The 17,244-nt window shown below is 71.0% G+C and carries 19 protein-coding genes; 9 read left to right on the top strand and 10 right to left on the bottom strand.

Annotation, left to right across the window (positions count from 1 at the left end; genetic code table 11):
• Positions 1–2: 2 nt before the first annotated feature.
• A complete protein-coding gene (locus tag J5V16_RS19265; protein WP_208498597.1) occupies positions 3–311 on the top strand; it encodes a YciI family protein in 309 nt (102 codons plus the stop codon).
• 109 nt (positions 312–420) lie between these two features.
• Here J5V16_RS19265 and J5V16_RS19260 read toward each other — a convergent pair whose 3' ends face one another.
• A complete protein-coding gene (locus J5V16_RS19260; protein WP_208498596.1) occupies positions 421–867 on the bottom strand; it encodes a PaaI family thioesterase in 447 nt (148 codons plus the stop codon).
• A 65-nt stretch (positions 868–932) separates the two neighbouring features.
• The gene (locus J5V16_RS19255; RefSeq protein ID WP_208498595.1) at positions 933–1,487 is read right to left on the bottom strand and encodes a TetR/AcrR family transcriptional regulator; all 555 of its coding nucleotides are present in this window, start codon (positions 1,485–1,487) and stop codon (positions 933–935) included.
• A gap of 63 nt (positions 1,488–1,550) precedes the next feature.
• On the opposite strand from J5V16_RS19255, the gene J5V16_RS19250 reads away from it, so the two are divergent.
• Complete coding sequence (locus J5V16_RS19250; RefSeq protein WP_208498594.1) at positions 1,551–2,519, top strand: alpha/beta hydrolase; 969 nt, start codon at positions 1,551–1,553, stop codon at positions 2,517–2,519.
• 58 nt (positions 2,520–2,577) lie between these two features.
• Here J5V16_RS19250 and J5V16_RS19245 read toward each other — a convergent pair whose 3' ends face one another.
• Both J5V16_RS19245 and J5V16_RS19240 read right to left on the bottom strand, forming a co-directional pair.
• On the bottom strand, positions 2,578–3,867 hold the full coding sequence (locus J5V16_RS19245) for an extracellular catalytic domain type 1 short-chain-length polyhydroxyalkanoate depolymerase (RefSeq protein ID WP_208498593.1): 1,290 nt from the start codon (positions 3,865–3,867) through the stop codon (positions 2,578–2,580).
• Positions 3,868–4,161: 294 nt separating this feature from the next.
• Positions 4,162–4,797, bottom strand: a complete 636-nt coding sequence (locus J5V16_RS19240; RefSeq protein ID WP_208498592.1) for a LysE family translocator — start codon at positions 4,795–4,797, stop codon at positions 4,162–4,164.
• Between the two features lie 225 nt (positions 4,798–5,022).
• On the opposite strand from J5V16_RS19240, the gene J5V16_RS19235 reads away from it, so the two are divergent.
• The gene (locus J5V16_RS19235; protein WP_208498591.1) at positions 5,023–6,807 is read left to right on the top strand and encodes a hypothetical protein; all 1,785 of its coding nucleotides are present in this window, start codon (positions 5,023–5,025) and stop codon (positions 6,805–6,807) included.
• A gap of 44 nt (positions 6,808–6,851) precedes the next feature.
• Here the strand turns inward: J5V16_RS19235 and J5V16_RS19230 are convergent, their stop codons facing one another.
• The 3 genes from J5V16_RS19230 to J5V16_RS19220 form a co-directional block, all read right to left on the bottom strand.
• A complete protein-coding gene (locus J5V16_RS19230; protein WP_208498590.1) occupies positions 6,852–7,388 on the bottom strand; it encodes a hypothetical protein in 537 nt (178 codons plus the stop codon).
• Between the two features lie 86 nt (positions 7,389–7,474).
• The gene (locus J5V16_RS19225) at positions 7,475–8,302 is read right to left on the bottom strand and encodes an SAM-dependent methyltransferase (RefSeq protein ID WP_208498589.1); all 828 of its coding nucleotides are present in this window, start codon (positions 8,300–8,302) and stop codon (positions 7,475–7,477) included.
• 283 nt (positions 8,303–8,585) lie between these two features.
• Positions 8,586–10,298 (bottom strand): cellulase family glycosylhydrolase, encoded by a 1,713-nt coding sequence (locus tag J5V16_RS19220; RefSeq protein WP_208498588.1) that lies wholly within the window; start codon positions 10,296–10,298, stop codon positions 8,586–8,588.
• Between the two features lie 282 nt (positions 10,299–10,580).
• Between J5V16_RS19220 and J5V16_RS19215 the strand changes: the two genes are divergently transcribed.
• A complete protein-coding gene (locus J5V16_RS19215) occupies positions 10,581–11,069 on the top strand; it encodes a MarR family winged helix-turn-helix transcriptional regulator (protein WP_208498587.1) in 489 nt (162 codons plus the stop codon).
• A 100-nt stretch (positions 11,070–11,169) separates the two neighbouring features.
• On the opposite strand, the gene J5V16_RS19210 is transcribed toward J5V16_RS19215, so the two are convergent.
• The gene (locus J5V16_RS19210) at positions 11,170–12,276 is read right to left on the bottom strand and encodes an NAD(P)/FAD-dependent oxidoreductase (RefSeq protein ID WP_208498586.1); all 1,107 of its coding nucleotides are present in this window, start codon (positions 12,274–12,276) and stop codon (positions 11,170–11,172) included.
• Positions 12,277–12,436: 160 nt separating this feature from the next.
• Here J5V16_RS19210 and J5V16_RS19205 point away from each other — a divergent pair, with 160 nt between their 5' ends.
• From J5V16_RS19205 to J5V16_RS19195, 3 genes are read left to right on the top strand one after another with little or no spacing between them, the layout of a single operon-like run.
• A complete protein-coding gene (locus J5V16_RS19205) occupies positions 12,437–13,618 on the top strand; it encodes a MalY/PatB family protein (RefSeq protein WP_208498585.1) in 1,182 nt (393 codons plus the stop codon).
• Positions 13,619–13,655: 37 nt separating this feature from the next.
• A complete protein-coding gene (locus tag J5V16_RS19200; protein ID WP_208498584.1) occupies positions 13,656–14,105 on the top strand; it encodes a MarR family winged helix-turn-helix transcriptional regulator in 450 nt (149 codons plus the stop codon).
• The gene (locus tag J5V16_RS19195) at positions 14,102–14,830 is read left to right on the top strand and encodes a VOC family protein (RefSeq protein ID WP_208498583.1); all 729 of its coding nucleotides are present in this window, start codon (positions 14,102–14,104) and stop codon (positions 14,828–14,830) included. Before J5V16_RS19200 ends, J5V16_RS19195 begins: the two co-directional genes overlap by 4 nt.
• Here the strand turns inward: J5V16_RS19195 and J5V16_RS24660 are convergent.
• Entirely contained in the window at positions 14,827–15,873 is a 1,047-nt protein-coding gene (locus J5V16_RS24660; RefSeq protein ID WP_243901468.1) for a GNAT family N-acetyltransferase, read from the bottom strand. The genes J5V16_RS19195 and J5V16_RS24660 overlap by 4 nt on opposite strands.
• Positions 15,874–16,085: 212 nt before the next feature.
• On the opposite strand from J5V16_RS24660, the gene J5V16_RS19185 reads away from it, so the two are divergent.
• Both J5V16_RS19185 and J5V16_RS19180 read left to right on the top strand, forming a co-directional pair.
• The gene (locus J5V16_RS19185; protein ID WP_208498582.1) at positions 16,086–16,466 is read left to right on the top strand and encodes a MarR family winged helix-turn-helix transcriptional regulator; all 381 of its coding nucleotides are present in this window, start codon (positions 16,086–16,088) and stop codon (positions 16,464–16,466) included.
• 59 nt (positions 16,467–16,525) lie between these two features.
• Positions 16,526–16,735: a hypothetical protein gene (locus J5V16_RS19180; RefSeq protein WP_208498581.1), complete on the top strand. Its 210-nt coding sequence runs from the start codon at positions 16,526–16,528 to the stop codon at positions 16,733–16,735.
• 2 nt (positions 16,736–16,737) lie between these two features.
• Here the strand turns inward: J5V16_RS19180 and J5V16_RS19175 are convergent, their stop codons facing one another.
• Positions 16,738–17,166: a YkvA family protein gene (locus J5V16_RS19175; protein WP_208498580.1), complete on the bottom strand. Its 429-nt coding sequence runs from the start codon at positions 17,164–17,166 to the stop codon at positions 16,738–16,740.
• Positions 17,167–17,244 lie beyond the last annotated feature (78 nt).

The following is a 17,244-nucleotide window of genomic DNA, read 5'->3' as shown; positions in this document are numbered from 1 at the left end:
CCGTGCTCTTCACCATCCACTGCCTCGACGGCGACGACGGGGCCGAGCGCCGAACCGAGCAGATGGCCGCGCACTCGGCCCGACTGCGGACCGCCTCGCCGAAGCCGCTGGTCTACGGACCGCTGCTGTCGGATGACGGCGAGCGCGGCATCGGCAGCCTCTTCATCGTCGACGTCCCCGACCGCGCCGCGGCGCTGGAGTGGATCGACGCCGATCCGTTCCGCACCGGCGGGGTGTGGCAGGAGGTGCGCGTCCACCGGTTCCGGCAGTCGGCGAACGCGCCCGTGCAGCTCCCGGTCGAAACCGACTGAGCCGCACGAACACCGGTGCCCTGCGCGCCGCGCACCAGGGGGTCGCGGCACGCGGGGCGCCGGTCTTCTGCGCTGCGCGCTGGAACCGCGGTGCCTGCGGCACGCCGTCTCAGGCGTGCGGGGCGTCCCGGATCATGCAGGTGAGGCGGCCGGTGCACACGCGCTTGCCGGCCTCGTCGCTGACGACGACCTCGTACGTCGCGGTCGACCGTCCACGGTGGATCGGGGTGGCGACCCCGGTGACCGTCCCCGAGCGGACCGCCCGGTGGTGGGTCACGTTGAGGTCCACGCCGACCGCGATCTTCTCGGGGCCGCCGTGCAACATTGACCCGATCGAGCCGAGCGTCTCGGCCAGCACCGCCGACGCGCCCCCGTGGAGCAGCCCGTACGGCTGCCGGTTCCCCTCGACGACCATGCGCGCCACGACCCGCTCCGGGGCCGCCTCGAGCACGTCGATCCCCATGCGGTCGCCGAGCTCCCCGGCGGAGAACAGCTGGTCGAGGTCCATGCCCGCACCGGCGAACCGGTCGCGGACCTCGGCGGGAAACTCGGTCATCTCGGGCGCTCCGTTCCTGTCCTGCGCTGCGATGTGCCCGCCCAGTCTAGGTCGGCGCCCGCCGCTCAGCGGAAGACGCCGATGACCATCGCGATGAGCGTTTCGACGTCGTCCTCGGCCATGGGCTCGCCGGAGATCCCCATGCGGTGCAGCAGCGCGCCCATGGCGACGTCGATGACGAACCGGACGCGCTGCTCGGATTCGCCGAGTGCGTCCTGCAGCACCCGCAGGTACGGGGCCTGCAGCTCGTTCGTGAGGATCTCGCGCAGGGCCGGGTCGCTCACGGCGTCGGTGAACACGCCCGCGAAGGCCGCGCCGACACCCGGCTCGCCGATCTTCGCCGCGCCCCAGCGGATCGCGGTGGTCAGCACCTCCTCCCGGCTCTCGCCCACGAGCGGCGCGGGGCCGAACGCGTCGACGAGGCATGCGGTGATCAAGGCGCCCTTGGACGGCCAGCGCCGGTACAGCGTCGTCTTGGCGACGCCTGCGGCGACCGCGATCCGGTCCATCGTCGCGCCCGCGTACCCGGACTCGTGCACCGAGCGCAGGGTCGCGGCGAACACGTCGGCGGTGACGTCCGCGCGCGGACGTCCTGCTCCCGGTGAAGTGGATTCCTGCACGAGGACAGGCTATCCTGTCAATTATGCTACTGGGAGTAGCGTAATTAGACCCGGGAGGACACCATGACCGTCAACGCCCCGCTCGGCGCCCGCCTCTTCCTCAAGGACCGACCCGACTGGGACGCCGTCACCCCGGACGAGATCATCGCCGGGCGCGCCAGACTCGCCCGCATGCTCCGCTCACCCGCCATGCGCCTCATCGCCGGCCGCCCCGACCGCCGCGTCCGCATCGAGGAGCACGCCCTCGACCTGCCCGGCCGCCGCGTCACCCTCCGCGTCCACCGGCCCGAGGCCCGCCGCGACCGGCTCCCGCTCGTCCTCTCCTTCCACGGCGGCGGCTTCATCACCGGAACCGCGGCCCAGAACGACTGGCTCAACAGCGGCCTCGCCGCAGCGCTCCCCGCCGTCGTGGCCGCCGTCGAATACCGCCTCGCTCCCGAGCACCCGCTCCCCGCGCCCGTCGACGACGGTCGCGACACGCTCGACCGCCTCGCCGACGACCCCTTCGGCTGGGGCATCGACCCGGCCCGCATCGCCGTCGTCGGCGAGAGCGCCGGCGGCACCATCGCCGCGCTCCTCGCCCAGCGCTCGCGCGAGTCCGGCCCGGCCGTCAGCGCGCAGGTCCTCCTTTACGCCGCCCTCGACTGGACCGCGACCATGACGGACTACCCCTCGGTCGAACGGAACATCGGCCGGCCGGGCCTCTCCGCCGGCGAACTGGGCCTCGCGCGCAGGACCGCTCTCCCGGCCGGTCTCGACCCGGATCCCTTGTCCCCGTTGCAGACCGCGGACCTGGCGGGCCTGCCGCCCACGCTGGCCGTGGCGGGGGAGCTCGACCCCGTGTGCGACCACGCCCGCGAGTACGTCCGGCGCCTGCGCGCCGCGGGCAACGACGCCCGCTACAGCGGGTACCCGAACGCGGTCCACAAGTTCATGAGCGTCCCCGGCCTGGTCCCGGCCGCCCGGCCCGCGCGCCGTGAGATCCTCGCCTTCCTGCGCACCCGCCTGCGCGCGAACGCCTCGGCGCGCTAGCGCAAAGGGCCGCAGCCGTGTGTGCGGCCGCGGCCCGGGGATCGAGCGGGGTGGAACGCTAATTCGGCGTGCAGGTCACCGTCGGCGTCACCGCCGATCCGGTGCCGATGAAGCCCCAGGCCGAGGTCCGGGTCTGGCCCGCGGCGACCGAGCCGTTCCAGTCGACGTCGAGCGCCGTGACCGACGACCCGGAGGAGGTCACGCCCGCGTTCCACGAACTGGCGATGGTCTGGCCGCTCGGCCACGTCCAGGTGAGCTTCCAGCCGCTGATCGCGGCGCTGCCCGCCGTCACGTCCACATTGGCCTGCCAACCGGAGTTCCAAGTGCTGACCACCTTGATGACCGCCGAGCACCCGGTCGCCGGGCCGCCCGTGGGGCTCGAGGTCGGGTCGGTCGGACCGGTCGTCGGCGAGGTGGTCGGGTCGACCGGCATGTCGAGCCCGAAGAACTCGAGCGCCTTGACCGCCATGCCGTTCGCCATCAGGTTGTGGCCCACGCCCTGCAGGCTGATCGCCTCGACCGGCGCCTGCGTGCCGGTGCCGCCGTAGCGGGTCCGGTTCCAGTTCGCCTGCGGCGTGTCGGAGAGCTCGGGCGTCTGGTCGGTGCCGTTGACGTTCGTCCACTGGTCGATCTGCTCTTGGAAGTTCTGGTAGAACAGCACGTCGTCATTGGTGCCGTGCCAGATCTGCATGCGCGGCCACGGGCCGCTGTAGCCCGGGTTGGTCGTGCGGACCTCGTTGCCCCAGTCCTGCGGGGTGCGGTTGACCTGGCCCTGCGAGCACTGCGAGTTCCACTCGGAGCCGTTCGTGGTGCGGAAGCAGGTGTAGGGGACACCGGAGAACGCCGCGCCGGCCTCGAAGACCTCGGGGTAGACGCCGAGCATCACGTTGGTCATCATCGCGCCGGAGGAGATGCCGGTCGAGAAGATCCGATCGGTGTCCACATCGTGCTGCGCGATCGTCCAGTCCATCATGGATTTGATCCCGACCGAGTCGGAACCGGTGCCGCTCAAGGAGGCCGCCGAGGCGACGTCCCAGCACTTGCTCGAGCGGGTGACCGAGGGGTAGACCACGATGAAGCCGTACTGGTCGGCGAGGCGGGCCCACTCGGTGCCGCTGTAGAACGCGTTGGCGTCGCCGCCGCACCAGTGGATGCCGAGGACCAGCGCCGGCTCGGGTGCCACGTTGTCGGGCACGTAGAGGTACATCTGCAGGTTGCTCGGGTTGTTCCCGAAGTTGGTGACCTGGGTGAGCGACGCCGCGCTGGCGGGCTTGGGGACCAGGACCGCGACGAGCGCGACCGCGGCGACGAACGCCGCGGCGGCCGCGGCGATCATGCCTCTGCGCATGCGGGGGAGGGTGAAGGCTGACATGGAGTCCTCTCTGGACGCTGCCGGAGGCGTCGTGACGACCCGGGGGGCGGGCCGCGGCGAGCCGGAGAAACTAGGGATCGCGGGGAGGGTCCACACACTATATATCCATGAGTTTCGATATACAAGCGCTCCCAAGGGAGGTCGCCGACCCCCGAGGTCGGGTGTGTCGGAACGCGGCGCCCCCCGAATCAACGATCGCTCGGGGGTGCGACAGGGGGCTCGGGTGTCAACGTTTCGAACGGCCGCCCGCGTGAGGCGTCGAGAGTGGCGTCAGGCGCGTTCTCCCGCTGCTGCCGCGATGCCGAGGCCGATGAGGGCGGTGCCGCCGGTGCGGTTGAGTACGAGTTTGGCGCGCGGGCGGCGGAGGATGTCGCGGGCGGCCGAGGCGACCAGGCCCCAGACCGTGTCGCAGAGGGCCGCGAGCATCGCGAAGATCGCGCCGAGCAGCAGCATCTGGGCCGTCGCCGAACCGGCTTGCGTGTTGATGAACTGGGGCAGCATCGCCAGGTAGAACAGGATCGTCTTCGGGTTGAGCAGCCCCACGACGAACCCCTCCGCCATCGTCGCCAGCGCCCGCTTCGGGCTCCCTGACTCGTCGGTCGGCCCGGCCATCAGGCCCTTGCGGTCGCGCAGCGCCTTCACGCCCAGGTACACCAGGTACGCCGCGCCCGCGTACTTCACGATCGCGAACGCCACCGCCGACTCCTGGATGAGCGCGCCGAGCCCGACCGCCGCTAGCGCCGAGGCCAGGAACGTGCCCGACGCGTTGCCCCACGCGGTGAGCACCGCCTGCCTGCGGCCGTACACGAGCGCCCGGCTGACGGTGAACATGACCGACGGGCCCGGGATCAGGATCAGGATCAGCGAGGCGACGATGAACGCCAGGAACTGCGCGGTGCTCGGCATGGTCCGATCAAAGCACCCGGTCCCGGCCCGGGGCAACCCCATAAGCGGTCGGGCCCTGCGGGGCCTGTTCGCGGGGGACTTGCATAGCGCGTCACGCATGACATGTGACGTATCACTGAGGCCGGTGGGTAGCTGCTGCATGCCTCCATGCCCGCCTGGTTTCGTTCAGGTGACGTGGCGCATAATTTTCGTGAGCTCCCACCCTTTATCCATTCAGGAGTGTTCATGGACCAGCCGCCCAGCGCCGGCGGACCGCCCCCGTCGTCCCCATCCGCCCCCGCCCGCATCGCGCCCCAGTTCCTGCCCGCCCCCAACCGCAACCCGGCCGCGCCACCCGACGGCACCGGCGGCTCAACCGGCGGCATCCGCGCCAACGGCTCCCGCGCCAGCCCCAACGGCCGATCGGAACCCTTGCGCGGCAACGAGAGCGGCCATTCGAGCGGCGGCATCGAGATCGATCCGGCCTACGCGACGCTGCTGCAGACCCAGAGCGACACCGCCCGCATCGCGCTCGCCCTCCTTCTGCTCGCCGCACCGGTCACCGCCGCCGTCACCGCCTACCTCCTGCCGACCCTCCGCACGATCCAGCTCAGCCGCATCGAAGGCCTCAGCGTCTTCGGCTCCGCCGAGACCATCGGCCCCGCCAACTACGACCAGGTCGCCGCCGAAGGCGCTTTCACCGAAGGCCTTGCCGCCCTTGCCGGTCCGATCCTCGCGATGGTCCTCGCCGGCGCCGTCCTCGCCCCGATCGCGGCCTGGTTCCTCCACCGCTCCGGCACCCGCCTGAGCACCGCCGCCCGCGTCGTATGGAGCCTGGCGGCGATCACGTTCGCCCCCGCCGCGCTCACCGTCGCCCGGCTCATCGACCGCGTCGTCGCCGGGAGCGACCGTCCGGCGAGCCTCTACGACTGGCCGGGCCTCATCGCCGGCGTCGTGGTCGGCCTCGGCGTTCTCGCCGTGCTCGCCGCTATGCGCGGCACCGAGACCGGCGGCAAGACCGGCGTCGCCGTCACCGCCTGCCTGACGGCGCTCGCCGTCACCGCGTGCGGCCTCCAGACCTTCGCCTACAGCACCATCAGCGGCCTCGAACCCGCCACACCCGTAACCCAGATCTTCAGCGGCCTCTACTCCGGCATCTCCCCGGGCATCTCGGCCGCGAAGTCCGTGCTGCTCATGGCGATCCTGGCCGCACTCGGCATCGCCGCCGCCCTCGTGTTCATCGCCGCCCGCACGAGGATCGACGTCAGCCCGGTCGACCCGGCACCGGCCAGGCCCGCCGCGACGGTCGCCGGCGCCATCGCGCTCGTGCTCCTGCTCGCCGCCGTCGGCGCGTTCCTGCTGCCCTGGCTCGCCCGCATGGGCGAGGACACCAGCGAAGGCGCGGACCTCTGGCTCGCGATCCGCCGCACGTGGGGGCCGCCGCTCATCACCACCGCCGTCGCGCTTCCGATCGCGGTCGCCGGCGGTTACGCGCTCGGCTGCCTGCGGCCCTTGGGGAACGCCTCGCGCTGGCTGCTGCTGCCGTTCGCGCCGTGGCTCTTCACCGGCTCCGGGCCGCTCGGTGCGGCGAATCTGGAAGCCGTTGCGGGCGAGGGGGAGTACATGGTGATCGGGTCGTTCCCGGCCCGCGCCTGGGTCGCGGTCCCGCTGCTGTTCGTCTTCACGGCCCTGTGCTGGGGCCTGGAGGACCGCCGCCGCGCCGCGCTCATGCGCGGGGCCGAGCCCCGCGAGGCCCGCGTTGCGTTTTTCAAGGAGGCCTGGCCCATGGTGGCGCTCATGGGGATGGCGCTGCTCCTCGTCAACGCCCAGGACCTGTTCTGGCAGCAGCTGACGTTCCAGGACATGCTCTCCTCCGGCCCGATGATCTCGGCCCTGGAGAACCTGGAGTTCGAGCAGTCCGGTGTGGCCCTTGGGTTCCCGGTCCCGCTCGTGGTCCTGTACGCGCTCGCCGCGGCGGCCGCGGCGGTCTGGTACCTGCCGCGCCTGGCGATCCGCACCGGGAAAGACTGAAAGCGGGGGCCGACGGCGGTCGGCCCCCGCTTCACCTCAGCGGCTCAGCCGCGTACGAACTCGATGTCGTGGAAGCGGCGCGCGGCCGTGTCGTAGTGCAGCCGTGCGCCTTCCATGTACCCGAACAGCGCGCCCCACTCGTCGTGGTCGGCTTCCGGGAAGAGGGTCACGAGGCCGCATTCGATGTGGCCGCCGTGGCCGATCACGAGGGCCGCGTCACCGGGCCCGAGCGGCGCCATGAGCTCCGACCACTGCCGGGCGAGGGCGTGCGCGTAGTCGGAGGCGGTGCTGCCGCGCCGGTTCACGAGCCGCGCGAGGCGGGTGAACGGCGCGCCGATGTCGTAGGTGGCGGCTTGGGACTCCTGCAGGAACCCGTTGACGTTGGGGAGGGTGGGGAGTTCGACGGTGACCGCGAACCCCATGGCGATCGCGGTCTCGCGAGCGCGCGGCGCGACGCTCGTTGCGACCACTTGGAACGGTCCCATGAGGGTGCCCGACCAGCGGGCCAGCTCGACGCCTTCCTGAGAGAGGTGGACGGCCTCGTCTCCGTTGCGCTTGCTGTGCCGGCGGATCTCGAGCATGGGCATAGGCGGTCTCTTCTCTTCTCGAACACGCTGCGCGGTACCAATCTACGGCTTGGCCGCCGCCGCCTCGCCGGAGGGTTTCGTCAGGGCTTGACCGCGATCCCGGCCATCTGGGTGCGTTCGTACGGCTCGAACTCCTCGAAGGAGGGGACCTTCCGGTCCGGCTCCTCGGGGTACCAGCGCGAGACGTATTCCAGCCCGGGCGGGACCATCGGCATGCCCTGGAAGTGCCGTTCGAGGCGTTCGACGGGCCGGATCCACCCGTTGCCGAGGGTCTGGAGGCAGCCTTGCGAGAGCCCGCGCTGGGCCTCGTCGCCGGTGTCGGGCCAGGCGGTGAGGAACAGGTGCGAGCCGGGCGCGAGCGGCTCCATGAGGGTGGCGATGATCTCGTCCGGCTTCTCGTTCTCGTGGATCTGCATGATCATGCCGACGATGACCAGGGCGATGGGCCGGGCGAAGTCGAGGTGCTCGCGCACCTCGGGGTTGGCGAGGATGCCTTTCGGGTCGCGGAGGTCCGCGGTGACCACAGTGGTGGTGCGGTTGTCGGCGAGGAGCGCGCGGCCGTGCGAGAGCACCATGGGGTCGTTGTCCACGTAGACGACCCGCGTGTCGGGGTTGATCTCCTGCGCGACCTGGTGCGTGTTCTGCTCGGTCGGCAGACCGCAGCCGATGTCGAGGATCTGGTCGATGCCCGCCGTGCGGACCAGGTACTGGATGCCGCGGATGAGCGCCTTCCGGTTGAGCCAGGTCGCCTCGCGGACCTGGGGGATCAGACGCTCGAAGACCTCGACGGCCTCGCGGTCGACCTTGAAGTTGTTCTTGCCGCCGAGGGCGGCGTCGTAGACGCGCGCTGTGGAGGGGACGGTGGGGTCGATCCCCCGCGGCGGCCACTTGGCTGCTGGCTCGTTCAAGAACTATCCAATCGGCACTGAATGGGCAGGTGTCAGGGGAGCGGGGGCGTCGCTTCGGACAGTAGCGCCGCGCCCGGCGCTGGTGCGCGCGAGCGGTCCCTCGCCGGTGCGGGACGCCGCTCCAGACTAGCCCATTGGGGAGTCGAACACGAGCGAGTGCACACCGGTCGGGGCGTCCCCTTCCGTGCCCCCGTACTGGGGAAACGCTCCCAACATAGGGCCGAAACGGGGCGCCCGGCGAGCGGGCGCCCCGTGTGCGCGGTTGTTTATATAGGGCGAGTCGCTATGCGGCGCTGCCGGCCACGCCGGAGCCGGAACGCTCCACGGTGTACTCGAGGGTCTTTCCGCTCCAGAAGTGGAAGGTGAGGTTCACGGTCGAATCGTCGTTCACGGCCGCGAAGAACGCCTCGGTGAGCGCGATCGTGCCGGCCTCGTAGTCCGGTTCGAACGCGACGGCGAACTCCTGGTACGGGGTCCAGTTCGCCGGACCCGCCGGGGTCCCGTCGGCGTAGACCGCCTCCATGGTCGCGAGCTGGTCGCCGTTGAACGCCACGGGCACGTCGAGCCCGGCGGTGGTCCCGCTCGCGTCCTGCGCGACCGGGGCCTGGGAGGAGATGACGTGGAGCTGCCACGGCACGCCCGAGGAGAAGCGGGCTTCGAGCACGGCCCGCTCACCGAGCCCGCCGTCGCCGACGAGTCGGGCCAGCAGGTCGGCGCTCAAGGTCAGCCCGTCGGCGCCCACGGTGTAGTCGGTGCCTTCGGCCAGTTCGGCGTCGCCGTGCGAGAGCCCGGTGAACTCGAGGCCGTTCTCTTGCAGCGCAATGGTCTGCGCGGCCGGCGTCTCGCCCGCCGGCACGTACACGAGGTCGGTGGCGGCGGTGCCGGAGCGGCCCTCCCAGGCGCCCGCGACGTGCGCGAACAGCTCGGGGTCCTTCCAGGTGTGAGCGGTGCGGTCGAAGTGCTGGCCGTTGTCCCACCACATGGTGGTCACGCCGGTCTTCGCGGCGTAGTAGCCGAGGTACTCGAAGAACTTCAGCTTCTCGCCCTGCTCGACGACGCCCACGTGCTTGTCGAAGCCGAGGAGGCCCCACTCGCCGAGGATGACCGGCACGCCCTTGTCCACAAAGGTGGCCTTGACGCGGTCGAAGACCCCTTCGAGGTCGGCGCGCACCTCGTCGTTGAAGGTGGTGTAGCCGGCGATGTTGACGCTGAAGGGCCAGAACCCATAGTTGTGCACCGTCGCGGCGATCATCGGGTCGTCGAGGGACGCGATGCTCTCGGCGGCGGCGTCGAGGCGTGGCTGCTCGCTGCTGGTGTGCAGGGTCGGGATCACGAGGAGCCGTTCGGCGTTGCCGCCGCCGGAGCCGCGCACGATCTCGTGGAAGGAGGTGTTGAGCTCGTGCAGGAGCGCGTCGCCCTCCTCCTCACTCACGTCGGCGAACTGGGGCTCGTTGATGTTCTCGAACACGAGTTCCGGCGGGGCGTCGGCGAAGGCCGCGGCGATCTGGGTCCACGCCGCGTCGTACCGGGCGAGCACCGCGTCGTGCTGGGTGGGCATCTGGTTGACCCACTGCCAGGAGTCGTGGTGGATGTTGATGAGGACGTAGAAGCCGTCCTCGAGGGCGAGGTCCACGACCTCTTCGACGCGGTCCATGTACGCGGTGTCGATCGCGTACGGGGCCGCCTCGTCCTGGTGCGCGGACCAGGTGACGGGGATGCGGATCGAGTTGAAGCCCTGGGCCCGGATCGAGTCGAGCAGTTCGGGGGTGATGCGCGGGTTGCCCCAGGCGGTCTCGTCCTCGCCGACGGCGTCGAGCGAGTTGCCGAGGTTCCAGCCGGGCTGCATGGCCGCGACGGTCTCGGCGGCGCTGAGCTGCGCGGCGTCCGCGCGCTCGGCCTCGGGTTCGGCGAAGGCGGTCCTGACGGTGAACGCGGCAGCGGCGGCGGCCGCGACCGCGACCGCGGCCGCTAGGAGCCGGATCGGTTTGCGTCGCAAGGGTGATCACTCTTTCTATGCGCCCCGGGAGGGCATGCCGGGTCGGCCTCCCATGCTTGGCGCGTTGAATGGAATTTGCCGGGAAGATCCCGTATTGCGGGGTCGAAACGCTCCGGCAATGATTCCAGGGCGAGCCACATATGTCAATCTTTCGGTCACCTGTAACAACAAAGAAACTGCCTGTCAGCACGGGTCCGGCGCCGCCGGTGCGGGCATTGTCCGGGTGAGCGAGGTGGCCGATGACACCGGGCACCGGGCGTGGCCTGCGGGTAAGCTTGGTCTATGGAGGAGCACGCGGGCGAGCCGATGAGCATGGGGACCGCCTTGGTGCGGACCGCGTTCCTGGTCGACGCCGTGTACGCCGACTCGGTGCGCGAGTTCGACCTCACCATGGCACAGGCGCAGCTGCTGTGCGTCCTCATCGCCCGGCCGTTCGGCATGTTCGAGCTGGCCAAGACCCTGAACCTTGCGAAGTCGAGCATCTCCGGGCTCGTCGACCGCTCCGAGAAAAACGGCCTGGTGCGCCGCGAGGCCGACCCCGCCGACGGGCGGGCGTTCCGGGTGGCCCTCACTGAGAAGGGCGCGCAGCTCGCCGAGCAGTTCCACGACGAGACCGTCAAGCGGGTGGCGGAGCTCCCGCTCGGCCTCAGCGCCGCCGAGCAGGAGGTCCTGGCCGGCCTGCTCAGCCGGGTGGTCGTGGACAACCACGTGCCGGTCGTCTTCACCGACTCCGGCTGCCCTTCCGCGAACCAGACCTGCGCCGAGGGCTGAAGGCGCCCAGCGCGTTTCCCAGGCATGACGAAGCCCCCGCCTCGGGTCGAGGCGGGGGCCTTCCCCGTCCTGTGACGATCAGGCGGACGGGGGAGTCTCGCTACGCGGCCGGTTCGAGCCGGAACGCGGCATCGAAGTAGCCGGTCATGAGGTCGCGGCCCTTCCATTCGATGACCGATTCGAGCGGCAACACCGCGGGGCCGTTCTCGGTCGGGATCTGGCCGACGCCGAGCCCGGGGCCGAGCGGCACGATCGCGACCCGCACGGGCGAGGGCTCGTACTCCTGCTTCGGCGCCTCGCCGTTGATCTGCGCGATGATGTTGGCGGCCACCACTTCCGCGTGCCGACCGGCGGACGCGGCGCGCTTCTCCTCGTTCACGTCGGTGACGTCGCCGATCGCGTACACGTGCGCGTGTCCCTCCACATTGAGCTTGGGAGTGACGGGCAGCTGGCCGCGGCGGTTCAGCGGCGCGATGCCGTTCTCGAGGTACCCGGAGTTGGTGCTGGCCCCGAAGGCCTGGAACCAGATGTCGGCCTCGATGCGCTCGCCTTCGGCGGTGACCGAGACGGCCCCGGCGCGGCCGGGCTCGACGGCCGGCTCGTCGTCGAGGCTCGTGCCGAGGCGCACCTCGATGCCGAGCTTCTCGAGCTGCGCGTGGAGCTCGGTGCGCAGTTCGGCCTCGTAGCCCGGCATCAGCTCGTCCGACGGGTCCACAATGGTGATCTGTTTCTCGGGCCACACGGCCTTGATCTCGCCGGCCAGTTCCAGGCCGACCGGCCCGGCCCCGGCGATGAGCACGCGACCGGCCCCGGCCAGTTCGGCGTGCGTCGCCTTGAAGTGCGCCAGTGCCTCGTCGGTGGAGTCGGTGCGGGTCTTGGCCGGGTACGGGTATCCCGAGCCGGTGGCCACCACGATGTAGTCGGCGTCGACCCGGGTGCCCGAGGCGAGGGTGACGCCCCGCTCGTCGACACCGGCGGCGTATTCGCGGATCTGCTTGCCGCGCTTGATGAATCCTTCGTAAGGGTAGAAGATCCGCGCCGCGAACTCGTCCGGCTGCGTGACGGCCCGGAGCGATCCGGCGGCGTGGACGAAGGCGTCCTTGGGTTCGATCAGGACCACGTCGGTGTGCTCGTCGAGCGCCTTGGCGAGGGCGGCGCCGCCGTACCCGCCACCGATGATCGCCACGGTCTTCCCCTGCTGCGTCATGTCGTTCCCTTTCCGGAAAACTAGTTCGTACAACGAACCATAATAGTTCGTATCGCGAACTACAAGGATCGGGCCCGATTCGGTACCGTGACACCCCTCACGCGCGAGAGTGCAACCGCCGCTAGGTGACACAGCGGAGAAACTTCGCTACCGTTCTGCTATGAGCGACGTCACAAATGCCTCGAATGACCTGCCCGGCAACCCGCTCCGGCAACTCCACCTCGACCAGCTCCGCCAGCGCACCAGCAGCAAATGGCGCGAGCACCCCGCCGACGTCCTGCCCCTCTGGGTCGCCGAGATGGACGTCCCCTTGGCCGAACCCATCACCAAGGCAGTCGCCGACGCCATGGCCGCCGGCGACACCGGCTACCCCCACGGCACCGCCTACGCCGAGTCCTTCGCCGAGTTCGCCGCCGCACGCTGGGACTGGAGCGACCTCACCCCCGCCCGCGTCCGCCCCGTCCCCGACGTCATGCTCGGGGTCGTCGCGATGCTCGACCTCATCACCGCCCGCGGCGACGCGGTCATCGTCAACAGCCCCGTATACACGCCGTTCTACGACTTCTGCGCCTTCAACGGCCGCAAGGTGATCGAAGCGCCGCTCGGCCCCGACCACCGCATCGACTTCGCCGCCCTCGCCGAGGCCTTCGAAGTCGCCCTCGGCCGCGGCAGGCGCGCCGCCTACCTCCTCTGCAGCCCCCACAACCCGACCGGCACCGTCCACACCGCGGCCGAACTCGCCCGGGTCGCCCGCGTCGCGGACTCCTACGGCGTCCGCGTCATCGTCGACGAGGCCCACTCCCCGCTCTGCGCCCCCGGCACCGCATTCACGCCCTATCTCACCGTCCCCGGCGGCGAGAACGGCTTCGCACTCACCTCCGCCGCCAAAGCCTGGAACCTGCCCGGCCTGCGCGCCGCCCTCGCCGTCGCCGGACCGGCCTCCGCCGTCGAACTCGCCCGCATGCCAGGCGAGCTCAGCGGCAGCACCAGCCACATCGGCGCCATCGCCCAGACCGCCGCCTACCGCGAAGGCGGCGCCTGGCTCGACGCCCTCCTCGCCGGACTCGAAGAGCACCGCCGCCACCTCGCCGCCGCGATCGAAGCCCGACTGCCGCAAGTGGTCTACCGCCCGCAACCGGGCACCTACCTGGCCTGGCTCGACTGCCGCGCCCTAGGCCTCGGCGACGACCCCGCCGCGGTCTTCCTCGAACGCGGCCGCGTCGCCCTCAACGCCGGCCACCGCTTCGGCACGGGCGGCGCGGGCCACGTGCGCCTCAACTACGCGACCTCGCCCGAGATCATCACCGAGGCCGTCGACCGGATGGCCGCCGCACTCACCTAGTTGACAGGTACCTGTCAAATTGTCTAACCTCGGGGGCATGAAGCTCAGCCCCCGAGGCCTCGCCGTGTCCGAACTCGCCATCGAGGTCTTCCGCGCCAACGGCGCCCTCCTCGCCGCCGGCGACGCCCTCGCCCGGCCCGCCGGACTCACCAGCGCCCGCTGGCAGGTCCTCGGCGTCATCGACCACGCCCCGGCGACGGTCGCCGACATCGCCCGCACGATGGGCCTGCGCCGCCAGAGCGTCCAGCAGACCGCGGACGCGCTCGTCACCGACGGCCTCACCGCCTACGCGGACAACCCGCGCCACCGCCGCGCGAAGCTCCTCGACCCGACCCCGGCGGGACGCCGCGCGCTGGCCGAAGTCGAACGCGCCCATGCCGTCTGGGCCGACGCCCTCGCGGCCTCCCTTGCCCCGTCCCAAATCGCGGCCGCCACAGCGGCCCTGCGCGCACTCACCGACGCGCTCGAACCGGAAGGAAGCCGATGAGCGGCACCGTTGTTTCCGGCACTGTCACCATTCCGCTGCTGCCATGCAGGTCCATCGACGAGGCCAGCGAGTTCTACGGGATGCTCGGCTTCCGCCGCACCCACCACCAGACCCGGCCGAACCCGTACATCGTCATGGCCCGCGACGACTGGCAGCTGCACTTCTTCGGCGTCGACGCCCTCGACCCCGAGACCAACTACGGCACCTGCCTGGTGTTCGTGCCCGACACGGGGACGCTGTGGGACCAGTTCGCGGCGGGAATGCGCACGGTCCACGTCAAAGTCCTCGTCTCGGGGATCCCGCGCGTGACCCGGCCGCGCAAACGCGGCAACACCGGCAACCGGGCCGGGTTCTCCCTGACCGACCCGAGCGGCAATGTCATCCGGTTCTTCCCGCAGGAAGACGACGCCGAGAAAGCCGAAGCGCCGCAGAGCAAACTGGGCCGCACCCTCGTCAAAGCGGTCATCCTCGGCGAGGCCAAAGGCGACACCGCGCAAGCGGTGAAGCTCCTCGACTCGACCCTCGCCCGCCACAGCGGCGACGCCCCGAAGCCCGAACTGCTCGACGCGCTCGTCTACCGAGCCGAACTCGCTTTGCGCGAAGGGGACGACGCGAAGGCCGCCGCGCTCCTCGAACAGGTCGACGACACCGCACTCACCGACGCCGAACGCGACGCCGCCGCGGGCGCCCTCGCGACGGCCGCGGACTTGGCGAAGCAGCGCTAGCGCCGCCAGCGCATCTCAAGGTCAGGGAGGCCCTCCTCGTTGTCGCTGCCGCCGCCGACGACGGTGAATCCATGCCGCGCATAGAAGGCGCGGGCGCCGGTGTTCTGCTCGAACACGTGCAGCCGCAGCTCGCGGCGGCGGTATTTCGCTTTCGCGAGCAGCGCCTCCCCGATGCCCTGGCCTTGGTGCGCCGGGTCGAGGTAGAGGTGGTTGAGCCAGTCGCCTTGCAGTGCAGCGAATCCGACCGGGACGCCGCGCATCTCGGCGACCCACAGCTCTGATTGCGGGGCCATGATGTTCGCGACCCACCAGCGGGTCTGCTCGAACGTATGGAGCGCGGGCAGGTAGCTCATCCTTGATCGGGCGGCCCAGAAGATCGCGGTGATCGCCTCGGCGTCCCCGCTCCAGCCTCGCCGCACGAGCGGCAGCGTCTCGAAGCGGATGAGCTCGGCGGTCTTGCCGAGCCGCGCGGTCGGCATCCACAGGTTGAAGTGGCGCATGTGTTCGCGGCGGACGTCGTCGATGCGCGCGGCGAGGGCCGGGAGCCGCCGCCGCTGCGCGGCGTGGAGACCCACGCCGAGAAAGGCGTCCACGAATCCTGCGAGTTCGTGTTTGAGCGGCGCGTAAGGCTCCCAGAGCTCGGCAGGACCGTCGAATCGCCAGTCCGGCGTCCACTGGTGGGCGACGGCGATGACGGTGGCGGCGCGCGAGTCCGGGCCGGGCCAGCGGCGGCCCCGACGGTAAAGGCTCTCTTCGCGGTCGGCCGGGACGCCGTCGCGTTTGAGCGCGGTCCGGCGCTCGGCGTAGGCGTTCAGCTCGGCGAGCCAGGTGTTTCGCGACGTCTCCATGCGCGCCACGGCTTCGAGGAGGGCCGGCCCGTCGAGCGGCTGCGCCTTGCGCGAGTCGGTGCCGGTGATGAACTCCCAGGTCGCGTGGTACCCGATGCGCCGGCGGTACTCGACGGCCGAGCGCAGCGCGGCATACCGCAGGCCGAGCGGCAGGCCCGGGTTCTGGACGCGGCGCACGAGGGTCAGGTAGGTCATCGGCGGACCTGGGCGGGGGAGGAGTGGGGCACCGCGACACCCTCTCACGCAGGTCCCGGATCCGCCAGTGCTTTGCGGTTTGCCCGACACACCGGCGGGTTTGCATGAGTCATGCATGATCGATTGGCGAACCTGCCGGGCGCGACCGCGCTGAACGTGGCCGATCTGGTCGCCGAAGCGCACCGGAAGGCCGCTGACCTGGGCGACAGTGCGTGGCGCAGCTGACCGTGGACGAGTTCCCGGGCCTCGCTGTGACGACGCTCGGCCGGTACATCGGCCTGAGTCAGCCTGCGGCCGCTCGCATGGTGGACGGCCTGGTGCAGCGCGGCCTCGTGGAGCGTCGCGCCGGCACGGGCCGTGCGGTCGCGGTGCACCTCACGGCCGAGGGCGAACAGGAAGCGGCGCGCATCCTCGAGGGCCGCAAGGAGGTCCTGCGACCGATCGTCGAGTCCCTGGACCCCTCGGAACGCGTTGCGCTGGAAACACTCTTGGAGAAGGTCCTGCACGCGGTCTACGACCGCACCGAGCGTGCCGGGCGCGTGCCGGACGATGCTCTCGGCGAGCTGCTGTGCCGCCGCAGCGTGCATTCGTGAAGGCGCGGACTGCCCGGTCACGCAGGCGGGAAGCCTCGCCGCGGCCGGAGGAGGCGGTCATGGGTGACCGCGCCCGCGCAGGGGCCGTGACGTGCTGGGCGTGCGGCTGGACCGACGAGGGCAGTGAAGCGGTCGTCTCGCGCCACCGCACCTCGGAAGGGGAGATCGTGTGGACCCGGTGCGTGTGCGGCGCGGTCCGGGCGCGGCTGCACCGGTTCGGCCGGGCCGAGCCGGTGGCCTGCGCCGTTCCGCCGGAGGACTGGCGCTGACCTCAGCTCTCGTTGCGCGGCAGGGAGAGTCCGGCGAGGCGGCACAGCACGTCGAAGCCGTCCTCGGTGCCGGGCCAGTGCGCGCGGACGGCCTCGATCCCGGCGCGGCGGACGACCGAGCGGAGGACGAGGGCCACGATGACCGCGTCGTCGGCGTAGCCGAGGACGGGGATGAAGTCGGGGACCAGATCGAAAGGCAATGCGAGGTAAGCGAAGAGCAGGACGAGTCGGACGCGGACGCCCCGCGGCAGGCCGCCGTCGGCGGCGAGGCGCCGCAGCAGCCGGAGCAGGTCCGGCAGCAGGCGCAGCGCCTCGCGCAGGAGCGGTCCGCGCGGTCCGGCGACCGCCAGGGCGATGATCAGCGCGATCCACAGCAGCGCCAATCCACCTGCGATCGCCAGCAGCAGGTCCAGCCACCACCAGTCGGTCATCGCACACCTCCGCCGCCGACTCTAGATCACTGAGCGGCGGTGTCCGAGTCCGCTTCCGCCGCACGAAGATGGCCCCAC

This window comes from Glycomyces niveus (genome assembly GCF_017592475.1).
In the GTDB taxonomy this organism is placed as follows: domain Bacteria; phylum Actinomycetota; class Actinomycetes; order Mycobacteriales; family Micromonosporaceae; genus Glycomyces; species Glycomyces niveus.
Note: the sequence above shows the minus strand (reverse complement) of the source record. Positions and strands in the feature narration are given on the sequence as shown.

Excerpts from the sequence above, each read along its gene's own strand:
- J5V16_RS19205 (WP_208498585.1), top strand. The coding sequence starts at position 12,437 with ATGAGCGACGTCACAAATGCCTCGAATGACCTGCCCGGCAACCCGCTC.
- J5V16_RS19240 (WP_208498592.1), bottom strand. The coding sequence starts at position 4,797 with ATGCCGAGCACCGCGCAGTTCCTGGCGTTCATCGTCGCCTCGCTGATC.
- J5V16_RS19195 (WP_208498583.1), top strand. The coding sequence starts at position 14,102 with ATGAGCGGCACCGTTGTTTCCGGCACTGTCACCATTCCGCTGCTGCCA.
- J5V16_RS24660 (WP_243901468.1), bottom strand. The coding sequence starts at position 15,873 with ATGACCTACCTGACCCTCGTGCGCCGCGTCCAGAACCCGGGCCTGCCG.
- J5V16_RS19250 (WP_208498594.1), top strand. The coding sequence starts at position 1,551 with ATGACCGTCAACGCCCCGCTCGGCGCCCGCCTCTTCCTCAAGGACCGA.
- J5V16_RS19180 (WP_208498581.1), top strand. The coding sequence starts at position 16,526 with ATGGGTGACCGCGCCCGCGCAGGGGCCGTGACGTGCTGGGCGTGCGGC.
- J5V16_RS19175 (WP_208498580.1), bottom strand. The coding sequence starts at position 17,166 with ATGACCGACTGGTGGTGGCTGGACCTGCTGCTGGCGATCGCAGGTGGA.
- J5V16_RS19215 (WP_208498587.1), top strand. The coding sequence starts at position 10,581 with ATGGAGGAGCACGCGGGCGAGCCGATGAGCATGGGGACCGCCTTGGTG.
- J5V16_RS19245 (WP_208498593.1), bottom strand. The coding sequence starts at position 3,867 with ATGCGCAGAGGCATGATCGCCGCGGCCGCCGCGGCGTTCGTCGCCGCG.
- J5V16_RS19235 (WP_208498591.1), top strand. The coding sequence starts at position 5,023 with ATGGACCAGCCGCCCAGCGCCGGCGGACCGCCCCCGTCGTCCCCATCC.
- J5V16_RS19210 (WP_208498586.1), bottom strand. The coding sequence starts at position 12,276 with ATGACGCAGCAGGGGAAGACCGTGGCGATCATCGGTGGCGGGTACGGC.
- J5V16_RS19260 (WP_208498596.1), bottom strand. The coding sequence starts at position 867 with ATGACCGAGTTTCCCGCCGAGGTCCGCGACCGGTTCGCCGGTGCGGGC.
- J5V16_RS19230 (WP_208498590.1), bottom strand. The coding sequence starts at position 7,388 with ATGCTCGAGATCCGCCGGCACAGCAAGCGCAACGGAGACGAGGCCGTC.
- J5V16_RS19200 (WP_208498584.1), top strand. The coding sequence starts at position 13,656 with ATGAAGCTCAGCCCCCGAGGCCTCGCCGTGTCCGAACTCGCCATCGAG.